Annotated in this window: 12 protein-coding genes and 2 pseudogenes; 9 read left to right on the top strand and 5 right to left on the bottom strand. The window is 39.2% G+C overall.

Annotated features, from left to right (window positions below):
• Positions 1-51 precede the first annotated feature (51 nt).
• Positions 52-1407, bottom strand: coding sequence for a glucoamylase family protein (locus tag LG307_RS10795; protein WP_404450256.1), 1356 nt, complete (start codon positions 1405-1407; stop codon positions 52-54).
• 276 nt (positions 1408-1683) lie between these two features.
• On the opposite strand from LG307_RS10795, the gene LG307_RS10790 reads away from it, so the two are divergent.
• Together LG307_RS10790 and fumC are read left to right on the top strand one after the other, a co-directional pair.
• Positions 1684-2643, top strand: coding sequence for a rhodanese-related sulfurtransferase (locus tag LG307_RS10790; protein WP_404450255.1), 960 nt, complete (start codon positions 1684-1686; stop codon positions 2641-2643).
• Between the two features lie 141 nt (positions 2644-2784).
• The gene (gene fumC / locus LG307_RS10785; protein ID WP_404450254.1) at positions 2785-4170 is read left to right on the top strand and encodes a class II fumarate hydratase; all 1386 of its coding nucleotides are present in this window, start codon (positions 2785-2787) and stop codon (positions 4168-4170) included.
• A gap of 56 nt (positions 4171-4226) precedes the next feature.
• Here the strand turns inward: fumC and LG307_RS10780 are convergent, their stop codons facing one another.
• On the bottom strand, positions 4227-4550 hold the full coding sequence (locus tag LG307_RS10780; protein WP_404450253.1) for a hypothetical protein: 324 nt from the start codon (positions 4548-4550) through the stop codon (positions 4227-4229).
• 194 nt (positions 4551-4744) lie between these two features.
• On the opposite strand from LG307_RS10780, the gene LG307_RS10775 reads away from it, so the two are divergent.
• Complete coding sequence (locus LG307_RS10775) at positions 4745-5425, top strand: sigma factor-like helix-turn-helix DNA-binding protein (protein WP_404450252.1); 681 nt, start codon at positions 4745-4747, stop codon at positions 5423-5425.
• A gap of 17 nt (positions 5426-5442) precedes the next feature.
• A complete protein-coding gene (clpP, locus tag LG307_RS10770; RefSeq protein WP_404450251.1) occupies positions 5443-6024 on the top strand; it encodes an ATP-dependent Clp endopeptidase proteolytic subunit ClpP in 582 nt (193 codons plus the stop codon).
• A gap of 37 nt (positions 6025-6061) precedes the next feature.
• Here the strand turns inward: clpP and LG307_RS10765 are convergent, their stop codons facing one another.
• Positions 6062-6646: a TetR/AcrR family transcriptional regulator gene (locus LG307_RS10765; RefSeq protein WP_404450250.1), complete on the bottom strand. Its 585-nt coding sequence runs from the start codon at positions 6644-6646 to the stop codon at positions 6062-6064.
• Between the two features lie 173 nt (positions 6647-6819).
• Here LG307_RS10765 and LG307_RS10760 point away from each other — a divergent pair, with 173 nt between their 5' ends.
• Together LG307_RS10760 and LG307_RS10755 are read left to right on the top strand one after the other, a co-directional pair.
• The gene (locus LG307_RS10760) at positions 6820-7734 is read left to right on the top strand and encodes an ATP-binding cassette domain-containing protein (RefSeq protein ID WP_404450249.1); all 915 of its coding nucleotides are present in this window, start codon (positions 6820-6822) and stop codon (positions 7732-7734) included.
• Entirely contained in the window at positions 7734-9338 is a 1605-nt protein-coding gene (locus LG307_RS10755; protein ID WP_404450248.1) for an ABC transporter permease, read from the top strand. Before LG307_RS10760 ends, LG307_RS10755 begins: the two co-directional genes overlap by 1 nt.
• Before the next feature lie 34 nt (positions 9339-9372).
• On the opposite strand, the pseudogene LG307_RS10750 reads toward LG307_RS10755, so the two are convergent.
• Positions 9373-9958, bottom strand: a pseudogene (locus tag LG307_RS10750) (cupin domain-containing protein).
• 122 nt (positions 9959-10080) lie between these two features.
• Here LG307_RS10750 and LG307_RS10745 point away from each other — a divergent pair.
• Both LG307_RS10745 and LG307_RS10740 read left to right on the top strand, forming a co-directional pair.
• Positions 10081-10530, top strand: a complete 450-nt coding sequence (locus LG307_RS10745; RefSeq protein WP_404450247.1) for a DUF2512 family protein — start codon at positions 10081-10083, stop codon at positions 10528-10530.
• 85 nt (positions 10531-10615) lie between these two features.
• On the top strand, positions 10616-11146 hold the full coding sequence (locus LG307_RS10740; RefSeq protein ID WP_404450246.1) for a cupin domain-containing protein: 531 nt from the start codon (positions 10616-10618) through the stop codon (positions 11144-11146).
• Positions 11147-11179: 33 nt separating this feature from the next.
• On the opposite strand, the pseudogene LG307_RS10735 reads toward LG307_RS10740, so the two are convergent.
• Positions 11180-11536, bottom strand: a pseudogene (locus LG307_RS10735) (winged helix-turn-helix transcriptional regulator).
• Positions 11537-11735: 199 nt separating this feature from the next.
• Here LG307_RS10735 and LG307_RS10730 point away from each other — a divergent pair.
• The gene (locus tag LG307_RS10730; protein ID WP_404450245.1) at positions 11736-12950 is read left to right on the top strand and encodes an MFS transporter; all 1215 of its coding nucleotides are present in this window, start codon (positions 11736-11738) and stop codon (positions 12948-12950) included.
• Positions 12951-12998: the final 48 nt, after the last annotated feature.

Below are 12998 nucleotides of genomic sequence, written 5' to 3'. Positions count from 1 at the left end.
TAAGAATTAATATGAGGGAGGAGAGTAGCCTTAGGTGCTGCTCTTTCTTCATTAATCCCTGATACCGAAATCCTCCACTTCCAATAAATGTTCAGGTCTTTTTCCAAACGGGTCTTGATGAAAATAATCCCTGATGACACCATTCTTTAAGTAATTGGTGATGGCGGCCAAAATCATCCCCTGATCCAAAGAAAGATACGTATGAGCAACTTCACCAGTTTGAAGATTTACTGTATCAAAAAATCCATAATCATCTCCATAGACTCCCATGTCTTTAAGCTTTTTAAGATTGTCATAGACTTCTTCAGGAGCATGTTCTAAAGCAAGAAAGCTTGCATGAGGCGTGACGGTTCCCTTATCCTCGTATCCTTCTGCCCCTAATACAGGAGTTCCAAACTCTCCGTAACTATTACGGATCGCTGCAGGGGAAAAACCCCAAGCCTCCAACTCATTTACTTCCGCATATCGGATTTGACCTTTAACATGCTGCAGATTATTTAAGCCCAATCCATTTACCCCAAGGTCATTTTCTTTCATGACAAGGCTTGGCATCAATGCTTCAAACATACTGCCTCCCCAGCTTGGAACATATTTAATTCCTTCATATTCGTACACACCTTGGTACACATTTACACCGTTATAATCTTTCATTGTTCCTGACGGTGTTTGAGATTGCCAATCAAATTCTGGCGGAAAAGTACGGAACAACTTCCACCAATGTTCTTCCGGTATATCTCCTTTTCCAATAGCAAGGTAACTTGCCACTCGCGGCTCCGTATATAACATCCCATAATGGTGTGGGGTGAGGCTTTCTTGTTCCTTATCATAACCTCCATGCAGATGACCAACAGAAGGATCATAAAGGGTAGAATAATCCATTTGCGCCACAAGAGGATCTGTTAAGTCTTTCAATCCTTCAAAATACTGGCCCGTTACAATTAACCCTGCAGTCAACCATCCATTATCAACACTAGAGATAAACTGTCCCCAATCTGTTTTTTGCTTGCCATCCTTGGTAAAATACCAATTGTAATAAAGTCCGTTCCAAGTTTCCAATTCTTTAAGTGTGAGTAAGGTTTTTTCAATCTTCTGCTCTGCTTCTTTTTTTGAAATGAATCCAAGTTCCACACCAGAAACCATCCCCAACATATACATAGCTATATTGGTTGGGGAGGTATGTTCAGCTTTCGTTTCATCCTGCTCAAAGTCAACACGATCTACCGTAAGTCCTGTATTAGGATCCGTATACTCTTCAAAAAATCGAAACGTTTTTTCTGCAGTTTCTAACAGTTCTTCTTCCATTTCATTTTTTGGTTGTATGGCAGTTGGTTCGGAAGTCTTTATAAAATAAAGAACATAACCAAACGACACGATGGCTATTAATAATAACCAAAGTGATTTTTTCATGAAATTACAACTCCTTATAGTCATTTTGGTGAAACGATTCGAAAAATAGACTGAGAACGCCTTCATTTGTGTAAAATATACCCCTAATTTCAACGTTAATCAATACATTTTCACTAAAAACAATGGAATAGAAGAGAAGACCCTACCTTATAGTAAGAAAAGCTTGTCACAATCCCATCATTTTTGATATAGTAATATGTTGTAACTTCTTATATAAAAAAACAATTATGTCAACTATGTAAATAGATAAATTTTAAAAAGGTATTGGTGATAATAATGAGTCAAGACTATAGAGTATTATTGTATTATAAGTATGTAGATATCGAAAATCCTGAAGAGGTCACTCAGCAACATCTAGAATTTTGCAAAGAATTAGGGTTGAAAGGCCGAGTATTGATTGCAAAAGAAGGAATTAATGGGACAGTTTCAGGGACGGTTGAGCAAACGGATGCTTATATGGAACATATGAATGCACATCCATTATTCTCAGATATTACGTATAAAGTAGATGAAGTAACAGAACATGCCTTTCCTAAGATGAAGGTACGCTATCGTCCTGAATTGGTAACATTGCGTTTAGAAGATGATATTGATCCACGTAAAACAACAGGAAAGCACTTAAAACCGAAAGAATGGTTGGAAGCACTACAAAGTGAAGATACCGTTGTAATAGATGCCCGTAACGATTATGAGTATGACCTTGGTCATTTCCGCGGTGCGGTGAAACCTGATATCAACACATTCAAGGAGCTTCCCCAATGGATCAGAGACAATAAGAAGGACTTTGAAGGCAAAAAGATTCTAACCTATTGTACTGGCGGAGTACGTTGTGAAAAGTTTTCCGGGTGGCTACTTGAAGAAGGTTTCGAAGATGTTTCCCAGTTGGATGGAGGAATTGTCACTTACGGGAAAGACCCTGAAGTGCAAGGAGAACTATGGGATGGACAATGCTACGTATTTGATGAGCGCATCAGTGTCCCAATCAATCAAAAAGAACATGTGGTAGTGGGTAAAGATCATTTCTCAGGTGAACCTTGTGAGCGCTATGTGAACTGTGCAAACCCAGCGTGTAATAAGAAGATTTTGAGCTCTGAGGAAAATGAGCACAAATTCTTGCGCAGCTGTTCCCATGAATGCCGTGTAAACCCGAGAAACCGTTACATCACAGAACATGGTTTAACAGAAGAAGAAGTAAGCAAAAGAATGGATGCAATTAAAGAAGAAGTTACAAACTAATAAATTTCCCGTTAACCTGTTTCTCAAATGAGGAACAGGTTAATTTTTTGTACATTAAGAAATACTTATTTGAAGGCCTACGTTTTTCTTTGATCAATAGAGGTAAACAGTAAGTAATGAATTGGAAAGGAGCGTACATACATGGAATACAGAATTGAAAAAGATACAATGGGAGAAATAAAAGTTCCAAAGAACAAACTTTGGGGCGCACAAACTCAAAGAAGCATTGAAAATTTCGCTATCGGTTGGGAGAAGATGCCGATAGAGATTATTCACGCTTTTGCTCTATTAAAAAAAGCAGCAGCTAAAAGTAATAATAAATTGAACAATCTTTCTACCGAAAAAGCACAGGCAATCACAGCCGTTGCTGAGGAGATAATAACCGGAAAATGGGATGAGCATTTTCCACTTGTTGTCTGGCAAACAGGAAGCGGGACACAATCTAATATGAATGTAAACGAAGTGATAGCCAACAGGGCAAACCAACTTTTGACTGAGAGCGGAGGAGCGGAAAGAATACATCCAAATGACGATGTGAACATGTCACAAAGCTCCAATGACACATTTCCGACGGCCTTGCACATTGCTGGCGTATTAGCAGTTGAAGAAAGACTTCTCCCAGCTCTGGCTAGACTAAAAGAGACCTTGTTGCTAAAGTCAGAGGAATTTAAGGACGTCATTAAAATAGGGAGAACACATCTACAAGATGCTACCCCGCTTACTTTAGGCCAAGAGATTAGCGGATGGCATCATATGCTTGAAAAAGGGGAGAAGATGATTTTAGAAAGCCTGTCTCATATGAAAGAATTGGCAATAGGGGGAACAGCAGTAGGGACAGGAATTAATGCACATCGAGATTTTGGGCAAATGGTAACGGAGGAAATCACAAAGCTGACAGGGAAAAGTTTCACTTCTGCAGCCAATAAATTTCATGCTTTAACAAGTCATGACCAGGTTGTGTATGTACATGGAGCAATAAAGGCACTTGCTGCGGATTTGATGAAAATCGCCAATGATGTAAGGTGGCTGTCTAGTGGTCCAAGAAGCGGGATTGGTGAGATTATCATACCTGAAAATGAACCCGGAAGCTCGATCATGCCTGGTAAAGTCAACCCCACCCAAAGTGAGGCATTGACGATGGTAGCAACGCAGGTGATAGGTAATGATGTGACGATTGGTGTTGCAGCTAGCCAGGGGAATTTTGAACTAAACGTGTTCAAGCCCGTCATAATCTATAATTTCCTTCAATCCATTACACTCTTGACAGACAGCATGAACAGCTTTAACGATAAATGTGTCAGCGGGATCCAACCTAATCTTGAAAAAATAGCATTAAACCTTCAAAACTCTTTAATGTTAGTTACATCCCTAAATCCCCACATAGGATATGAAAAAGCAGCATCCATTGCAAAACTTGCCCATAACGAGGGGAATACGTTAAAAGAGGCTGCGATCAAATTAGAATTGCTAACAGAAGAGGAATTTGATGCCTTCGTTGATCCGAGTAAAATGGTACAACCACAATAGAAGGGAAAGACTGTCGGGAACCGTTTCTAGTTGGATTCCCGACAACCCACTCAAACCTATTTCTCCATCATCTCTGTTTCACTAACTTTATCAATCTTATCTACAAACATTTGAAATACTTTTCTTTTCTCATCCAGCTCTTTTATGTATTGTTTAAGTTCATTGAATTTCTCTTCATAGGGTTTGTGATACGATTCTTTAATATTGTCGATGATTTCATCATTTATCGTAGATTGTATCACTTGTTTCGTAATACTGAACTTAATAGAATATAACTGAAGATCTGACTTTACTTTTTCATATTGATCATCAATCTCTTTCTTCTGCTTTAACATTTCTTCTTTCCATTCCAATAAAGAATCCTTTACATATGTTTGCATAGTTACCTCCCATGAACATACTGATATTTGGTTATGTATTGTATATATAATATTAATGAAAATAACAGCATTTGTGGGGGTAATTTTCATTACAGTATGTTTACATATTTTCTGTAAAAATTTCAAATGCCCCCGTATCTTCAGGGGCGGATAAAACGTTTAAATAATAGAGTGGAGTAAAGGAGTGTTGCATAGTGAAAAATTCAAAGAAGAGATTGTTAAATGAAAACGGCTTGTACCGGGAAGAGCGGCTTAAGGACCATTATCAAAAATTGCTCCGCTATTGCCTCTTTCTCACAAAAAACGAGTGGGATGGAAATGATCTTGCACAGGAAACGATGGCAAAGACCTTACAGCATTACTCTCATCTTGCTATTATTAGCCAAAGTCTGCTCAAAAAAGTTGCTTACCACAAGTGGATTGATATTCTCCGTAGAAGACAAAAAGAAACACTCCAGGATGTTCTTAAAGAAGAGGTCTATCATCATCATCTGGAAAAAGCCCTCATCATTACAGATACACTTCTGACACACACTACACCAAAACAGGCAGTAATCTTCTTTCTTACGGAAGCATTTGGCTTTCAATCTGGTGAAATTGCCGACATCCTGGGTACAACTGAAGGAGCTGTAAAAGCAGCTTTGCATCGCTCTAGAAAAAGACTAAACAAAAAGGAAGCACCTAATTTGGAGATTATGGAAAGCTTCTGGAGCGAAAAGGAAAAGGATTTATTGGCACACTTATTTCAGGAAAGTCTGCAGGAAGAAGATCCAGGAGTGCTCATTAAGGCCTTGCCAACTATCTTCCATAATAATGTCACGACGTACTCACCACCTACTCACACTCCGGCCAATGCATTTAAGTGCGTTGCATAATAAAGGAGGAAATGAACATGAATACGATACCTTATGTCATTGAACAATCGAGCAGAGGAGAACGTTCATACGATATTTACTCTCGCTTGCTGAAAGACCGTATTATCATGATCGGGGATGAAATAAATGACCAGATTGCTAATAGTGTAGTTGCCCAATTGCTATTTCTAGCCGCAGATGACCCAGATAAAGACATATCCATTTATATCAATAGCCCAGGTGGCTCTACTACTGCTGGATTTGCTATTCTTGATACGATGCATTATATCAAACCAGACATTCGAACAATCTGCATCGGAATGGCAGCATCTTTTGCGGCTATGCTATTGATGGCAGGAACGAAAGGGAAGAGGCTTGCATTGCCGAACAGTGAAATTATGATTCATCAGCCGCTCGGTGGTGCAAGAGGTCAAGCGACAGATATCGAAATATCCGCTCGTAGAATCCTAAAGTTAAAGGATGACCTTCACAAGATGATTGCGGATTATACTGGACAGCCAATTGAAAAAATAGAGCGGGATACCGACAGAGATAATTTTATGACTGCAGGAGAAGCAAAGGAATACGGTATTATCGATGAGGTTATTAAAAAAGGATGATACAAAAAACAGGCACCTCACTATAGGGAGCCTGTTTTTACTCTTTCTTACCGATAATGCCGTAAAAAAAGATGTTCGTAATGTCTTCTGTCAAAGGAAGCACCTTTTGGTATACTTCTTCTCTTTGCATATAGTCCTTCAGCATTTGTACATAGAAAAGAATTGCCTCCTGGGAAAGATTTGGGTCGACATAACCTTGTTCCTTTCCTTCCTCAAACAGTTGTGCAAAATAGGGAAGGGCTTTTTCTACATAGATCTTCTCGATGATATTACCCTCTGTAGCATATTCCTTCATCATGAAGTGATAGAATTCCTCGTGTATTTGCTTAGAAATCTCTTTCTTATTAAAGATAATTTGCTTAATTTTTTCCGGAAAGGGAATCTTGCTATGAATAAGCTTTTCAAAGTCGTCGGAAGTTTTTTCTATGTAATAGCCAAACACATCACTAGTTAGTTTATGTTTGCTTTCAAAATAATTGTAAATCGTCACCTGTGATACATTAGCTTTTTGGGCAATTTCGGAAATAGACACTTTCTGGATGCCATATTCCATAAAAAGCACCAAAGCAGCTTCTAATATATCCTGCTTTTTTTGTTCTCTTCTTCGTTGAAAACCGTCCATCTTATTTCACCTCTTTTATATTTTAATCAAAATTATGTAATAAAACAAATAAAATATTTCATAAACTGTTGTCAAAGAGACGCTTTGTGTATATTATGAACTATACAAGTTAAAATATTTCATATTTAGTTTTTCTATATGTTCTTTCATGATAATAAAGAGGAGGGTCTTTGATGACCATTATAGAGACAAAAAATTTAAGCAAATCATTTGGTACGTTTACTGCACTAGAGGGTGTGGATATGAGTGTAAACAGTGGAGAGGTATATGGTTTCATTGGCCCAAATGGAGCGGGAAAATCCACCACCATACGTATACTGTTAGGAATTCTTAAAGCTACTCAAGGAGAGGCGAAAATATTTGGACTGGATGCTTGGAAGGATGCAGTGGAAATCCATAAAAGGATTGCCTATGTCCCAGGTGATGTGACGTTATGGCCGAACCTTACAGGCGGGGAGGTGATTGACCTCTTCATGAAGTTGCGAGGTGGCGCTGACAAGGGAAAGAGGGAAGAACTGATTGAAAGATTTAAACTGGATCCTTCCAAAAAATGCAGAACCTATTCGAAAGGTAATCGCCAAAAGGTTGCTTTAGTTGCAGCATTTGCCTCAAAAGCGGATTTATATATATTAGATGAACCGACATCAGGTCTTGATCCACTAATGGAAAAGGTTTTTCAGGAGAGCGTTTTGCAGGCAAAGAGCGAAGGAAAGAGCGTACTCCTATCCAGTCATATTCTCTCCGAAGTAGAGAAGCTTTGCGATCGTGTTGGAATCATTCGTCAAGGGAAAATCATTGAAACCGGCACGCTCCAAGAGTTGCGACACTTGACCAGAACAAGCCTACTTATTGAAACGAAACAGCCCTTATTGGATATTGAACTATTGAAAGGTATTCATGAAGTTGAACAGAAAGAAGGTTCTATCTCTTTTCAAGTGGATGCAGAGGAATTAGATTCGGTCATGAAACATGTAAGCCAGTATGGCCTATTGAAATTAGAGAGCTCCCCTCCAACACTGGAGGATCTGTTCATGCGTCATTATGAAGGCGGCTCCAATTCCAATACAGGAGCAGGAGGGGAAGCCTGATGTGGAAGCAACGTTTTAGTCAAACAGGAAATATCATTTTGTTCATTTTGAAGCGTGATAGAATTCGTATTCCGATATGGCTTTTATCCATTACGCTGATCACGATTCTTACAGCCACTTCTTTTTCAGGATTGTATGCCAGTGATCAAGAAAGGCAAGCAATAGCAGAAACAATGAAAAATCCGGCGATGACTGCCATGGTAGGAAAGGGCTATGGATTACAGAACTATACAGAAGGTCCAATGATGGCACATCAAATGCTTCTTTTTACGGCCATTGTTGTCGCCATTATGAGTATCCTGCTCGTCACTCGTCATACACGAAATGATGAAGAGGAAGGTCGAGTAGAGTTAATTCGCTCTTTGCCTGTAGGTCGACTTGCAAATGTGACAGCAACCATTAGTGTTTTAGTTGGTACAAATCTTTTAATGGCTTTAGTGATAGGTTTGAGCCTATTTTCCTTGGGGATCTCCAGCATGGACTTAAATGGTTCACTTTTATATGGGGCGGCGCTTGGATCAACTGGAATAATTTTTACGTCTATCACAGTTCTATTCGCCCAGCTTTCTGCAAACTCAAGAGGTACAATAGGATTTTCCTTTACCGTCTTGGGTGTCGCATATTTGGTTCGTGCAATAGGGGATGTAAGTAATGAAGCATTATCCTGGACTTCTCCACTCGGATGGATACTTGGATCAGAAGTTTATGTAAACGACTATTGGTGGCCCATTTATCTTACATTGGGTATGTCCATTGTTATTGCTATCGTGGCTCTAAGCTTACATGCAATACGTGATCTTGGTTCAGGATTCCTACCGTCTAGACCAGGTAAAAAGCATGCTTCTGCCTTTTTAACAAGTCCTTTTGGTTTGGCATTCAGGCTTCAACGAACAGGGATTATCTCTTGGGCGATCGGAATGTTCATTCTAGGTGCTTCTTATGGTTCCGTGCTTGGTGATTTGGAGTCTTTCTTTTCAAGTAATGAAATGATGTCTGAAATGCTGGCACCTGTAGAAGGATTCACATTGACTGAACAGTTTATGACAATGCTTATGGCCATCATCTCCATGCTTTGCACGATTGCTCCCATCATGTTTCTTTTGAAATTGAAAGGAGAGGAAAAGAGGGGGCACATAGAGCATATTCTTGCCAGAGCTGTTTCTCGTTCCAAATTATTAGGAAGCTACTTGATTTTATCCCTGCTTTTTGGTTTTGTGATGCTGTTTCTTGCCATAATAGGCTTGTGGGTAGCAGCAAATTCCGTTATGGATGATCCGATATCTTTACAAACCTTTCTAAAGGCAGGTCTTATCTATTTACCGGCATTGTGGGTTATGACTGGAATTGGGGTTGCTACAATAGGAATAAAACCGAAGCTAACGGGTATCACTTGGCTTGTACTAGGCTATTCGTTTTTCGTAGTCTACCTTGGTCAAATGCTAAAACTGCCAGAATGGATGGCTAATCTGTCACCCTATGGGCATATTCCCCAGCTCCCAGTGGAAGAAGTCAGTTTTCTAACCCTTACAATCCTCTCACTGATTGCCATCGTATTAATGGTAATTGGATTTATAGGATTCCGTAATCGAGATATTACAGGATAACAATGATAAAGTCCCTTGTTTACAGGGACTTTATTTAATAATAGTAATTATAAGGAGTTTTATATGGATATTGTAACAGGGGATAATAGTTTAGAATACGGTAATATGGACGCTCACAAGATTTTGGGGGGCCAATAAAAGTAGAAGCCTGGACTGGCTTCACAGCTTCTTTCCATTTATTTTCATCTAAGCAATAAGTATGGGCCATAAAAGTCGGATCCTAATATAACATCCGGGGTGGATGCATTGAAAATAGCAAGTAAATGAGTTTTGTTCTCTCTTGCAATTTCATAGTGCCACCAACCTTGGGGGATATTGACCACCTGCCCCGGCGTTATAGTGTAAGTTAGAAGTTGCTTTGTGAAAGGATTAAACAAGGAAATATCTGCAGATCCATTTATGCAATACACGAGTTCTGCTGCATTTTGATGATAATGAGGTTCAATGATATTATTGGCATCCAAAAATATATCCAATAAAGATGTTCCTGACAAGGTGTTTAACTGATTAACGCTCAAAACATTTATATAATTTTGATTATCCTTAGTGAAAGCATGGCTTTTATTGACATCATAAAAAAATTGTATAGAAGGAGACGTATAATCCATTTCTTTTGACATAGGTGTCATCCTCTCCGTGGGTATATAGCCCAACATATTCAAGTCCTCGTTTTCTGTGCAAGTACCCTTGTATAAAACACCTTTTCAACGAGCACTATACAAATGAAAAGGAGTGAAAAAACATGAAACATTTTATGCCCATCTTAATCAAGTTCATCGTCAGTTTTCTAATCCTATCCTTTTTCTTGAATCAATTTGATGCTATCTCGTTTCTAGATATCCTTTTAACAACCGTTCTTCTTGTAACTTTTTCTTACTTTGTAGTGGATGATATGGTTCTGCCTCGAACAAACTATACATTTGCTGCTGGTTTTGACTTTGTATTTAACTTTGCCACTATCGCATTTATGGTGTATATACTGACCAATCTAAGTGGCGGATTCTTGTTACCATCTGCGATTGCAGCGTTAGCAATCACTGTTTTTGAAGTGTTCTTTCATCTATACCTTGTTAAAAGTGTATTCCCTGATCACCCGAGAAAGAAATCGAAGAGGGAAGCTCAACCGATGGAACTACAAACAGAGTTCTCAGAAGAATTAAGGGTTCATGAAAAAGAGAAGAGAGAAGACTAAACCCAATAATCTTGTTGGGTTTTTGTTTTGTTTGCTATACTTTTATCTAGTGGGATTTACCGTGGAAAGGGGCTTATGGAGAATAATGAGTTTAGATAAAGTGAAGGATTGGGTAGAGGCGTTAGGGCTTGAAGCACATCCGGAAGGTGGCTTTTACAAACAAACATATGTTTCTGGAGAAAGAATTACAGATAATGAACTGAGTGTTTCTTTTGACGGGAAGCGGAAGCTCTATTCTAGCATCTATTTTTTACTTACAGATAAGAACATTTCACACTTTCATCGCTTAAAATCGGATGAACTGTGGTACTTCCATGGCGGGAACTCGTTAACCGTTCACGTGATTACAGAGGCAGGAGTGTATGTACAACAAAAGCTAGGACTGAATTTAGAAGAAGGAGAGAGACCACAAATATTGGTCCCGAAAAACTCCATTTTTGGATCTAGTGTAGATTCGCCAGACAGCTATGCACTAGTTGGTTGCATGGTGTCACCAGGCTTTGAATTCAAGGATTTTGAGATGTTCACCCAAACCGAGTTGATCGAAAAGCATCCAGAACATGAGGAAATTATTCGAAAAATGGCTTATGAAGTGTTGCCTAGTGGAAATGAATGAGTAAACCCCCTTTCTAAGTAGGAGAAAGGGGGTTCATTTTATTGCATTGGTATCCATTAATACCGTTTCTTTATTTGGGTAGGTCTTTTCTATATGATGTTCACCCCATGCACAAAGCATGTCCAGTGCAGGTTTTAATGACCAACCGTATTCGGTCAATTCATACTCCACTTTTGGAGGAACTTGATTATAAATAATGCGATTAACCACACCATCAGACTCCAGTTCTCTTAGCTGTTGTGTAAGCATCTTTTACGTAATAGTAGGCATTAACCTCTTAAGTTCGCTTGTTCGTCTTTTACTTTTTATAAGGTGGCACAAAATGACTACTTTCCACTTGCCACCGATCACTTCTAGTGCAGCTTCCACTGGAATGTTGTATTTCTTCATAAAGGATCCCTACTTTATAAGGTATTTATTTCACTCATTATACCACCATGTCCTTAAAGGTAAATAGGGTACTTCCAGGTGCCTACCTCACTATAAAGTGCGTACTTACAATTTTAAACAATCCCCTTCATAATAAGAACTCGAAAGGGTTACCTAATGGCGCCAAAGGTAATCCGTATTTTATGAAGGAGGCTTTATAATGAATTCACAAGCAGTTTCTATAAATCATTCTAAGTCAAAAAGGGAAAATAGTACGTTTGCTTTGTTAGCATTAGCGATTACTGCTTTTGGTATTGGTACTACTGAATTTGTTCCAGTTGGCTTGTTGTCAACAATATCGAACGATTTGAATATTTCGATTACAATGGCGGGATTGTTAATCTCGGGTTATGCGATGGGTGTTGCTGTCGGAGCACCTGTTTTAACGGCACTAACTAATAAGATGAATCGAAAGACATTATTAATTTCACTCATGGTTGTATTTATTATAGGTAATACGGCAGCAGCTTTATCCAACAGTTATGAACTATTATTAACAGCGCGGTTTATCACCGCTTTCTCACACGGAATTTTCTTTTCCATAGGAGCAACCATTGCTGCAGATCTTGTTCCTGCTGACAAAAGAGCAAGCGCCATCGCATTGATGTTTACAGGCCTGACAGTGGCGACAGTAACAGGTGTACCACTCGGGACATTTATTGGGCAAATGTTTGGCTGGAGAGCTACTTTTTATGGTGTTGCTTTGTTGGGTGTGATTGGAGCAGCAGCAAGTTGGTTTCTTATCCCTCGTGATTTAAAAGAAGCACCAGCATCAACGTTACGTGAGCAACTTGATGTTTTGAAGAACAGTAAACTCCTGATGGCTTTTGCGATAACCGCCTTAGGGTATGGTGGAACTTTCGTTGCCTTCACTTACCTAACTCCGCTATTGGAAAATGTCACAGGATTCAGTGCGAAATGGGTAAGTGGGATCCTACTTGTTTACGGAATAGCAGTAGCAGTAGGGAACGTAATTGGTGGAAAGGCATCTAATAAAAATCCACTGAAGGCACTTATGTGGATGTTCATCATGCAAACAGTCATTTTAGTTATTTTGACATTTGCAGCACCATTTAAAGCTGGAGGGTTGATCGTGATCTTTTTAATGGGTATGTTTGCGTTCATGAACGTGCCTGGACTGCAGGTGTTGGTAGTGAATCTGGCTGAAAAATATGTACCTTCTGCAGTGAACGTCGCATCTGCGCTCAATATCGCAGCATTTAACGTAGGAATTGCAATTGGATCGTTGTTGGGTGGAATTATTGTCGATTCCATAGGGCTGATCCACACACCTTGGATTGGGGGAGTCATGGTGTTGGGGGCTGTTTTGTTGACGGTTAAATTAATGAAGATGGAGGAGAAAACTGCTCAGTAATGGGCAGTTTTTTCTTTTTTTATGGAGGGAAGTGCTATTATTAGCGGG

The organism is Sutcliffiella horikoshii (genome assembly GCF_044809035.1).
Classification (GTDB): Bacteria; Bacillota; Bacilli; order Bacillales; family Bacillaceae_I; genus Sutcliffiella_A; species Sutcliffiella_A horikoshii_G.
The sequence above is the reverse complement of the archived record's forward strand: the minus strand, read 5'-3'. Positions and strand labels throughout refer to the sequence as shown.

What these genes read in the sequence shown, in the direction of transcription:
- LG307_RS10795 (WP_404450256.1), bottom strand. Translation starts at nt 1,407, where the DNA reads ATGAAAAAATCACTTTGGTTATTATTAATAGCCATCGTGTCGTTTGGT.
- LG307_RS10790 (WP_404450255.1), top strand. Translation starts at nt 1,684, where the DNA reads ATGAGTCAAGACTATAGAGTATTATTGTATTATAAGTATGTAGATATC.
- fumC (WP_404450254.1), top strand. Translation starts at nt 2,785, where the DNA reads ATGGAATACAGAATTGAAAAAGATACAATGGGAGAAATAAAAGTTCCA.
- LG307_RS10780 (WP_404450253.1), bottom strand. Translation starts at nt 4,550, where the DNA reads ATGCAAACATATGTAAAGGATTCTTTATTGGAATGGAAAGAAGAAATG.
- clpP (WP_404450251.1), top strand. Translation starts at nt 5,443, where the DNA reads ATGAATACGATACCTTATGTCATTGAACAATCGAGCAGAGGAGAACGT.
- LG307_RS10765 (WP_404450250.1), bottom strand. Translation starts at nt 6,646, where the DNA reads ATGGACGGTTTTCAACGAAGAAGAGAACAAAAAAAGCAGGATATATTA.
- LG307_RS10760 (WP_404450249.1), top strand. Translation starts at nt 6,820, where the DNA reads ATGACCATTATAGAGACAAAAAATTTAAGCAAATCATTTGGTACGTTT.
- LG307_RS10755 (WP_404450248.1), top strand. Translation starts at nt 7,734, where the DNA reads ATGTGGAAGCAACGTTTTAGTCAAACAGGAAATATCATTTTGTTCATT.
- LG307_RS10745 (WP_404450247.1), top strand. Translation starts at nt 10,081, where the DNA reads ATGAAACATTTTATGCCCATCTTAATCAAGTTCATCGTCAGTTTTCTA.
- LG307_RS10740 (WP_404450246.1), top strand. Translation starts at nt 10,616, where the DNA reads ATGAGTTTAGATAAAGTGAAGGATTGGGTAGAGGCGTTAGGGCTTGAA.
- LG307_RS10730 (WP_404450245.1), top strand. Translation starts at nt 11,736, where the DNA reads ATGAATTCACAAGCAGTTTCTATAAATCATTCTAAGTCAAAAAGGGAA.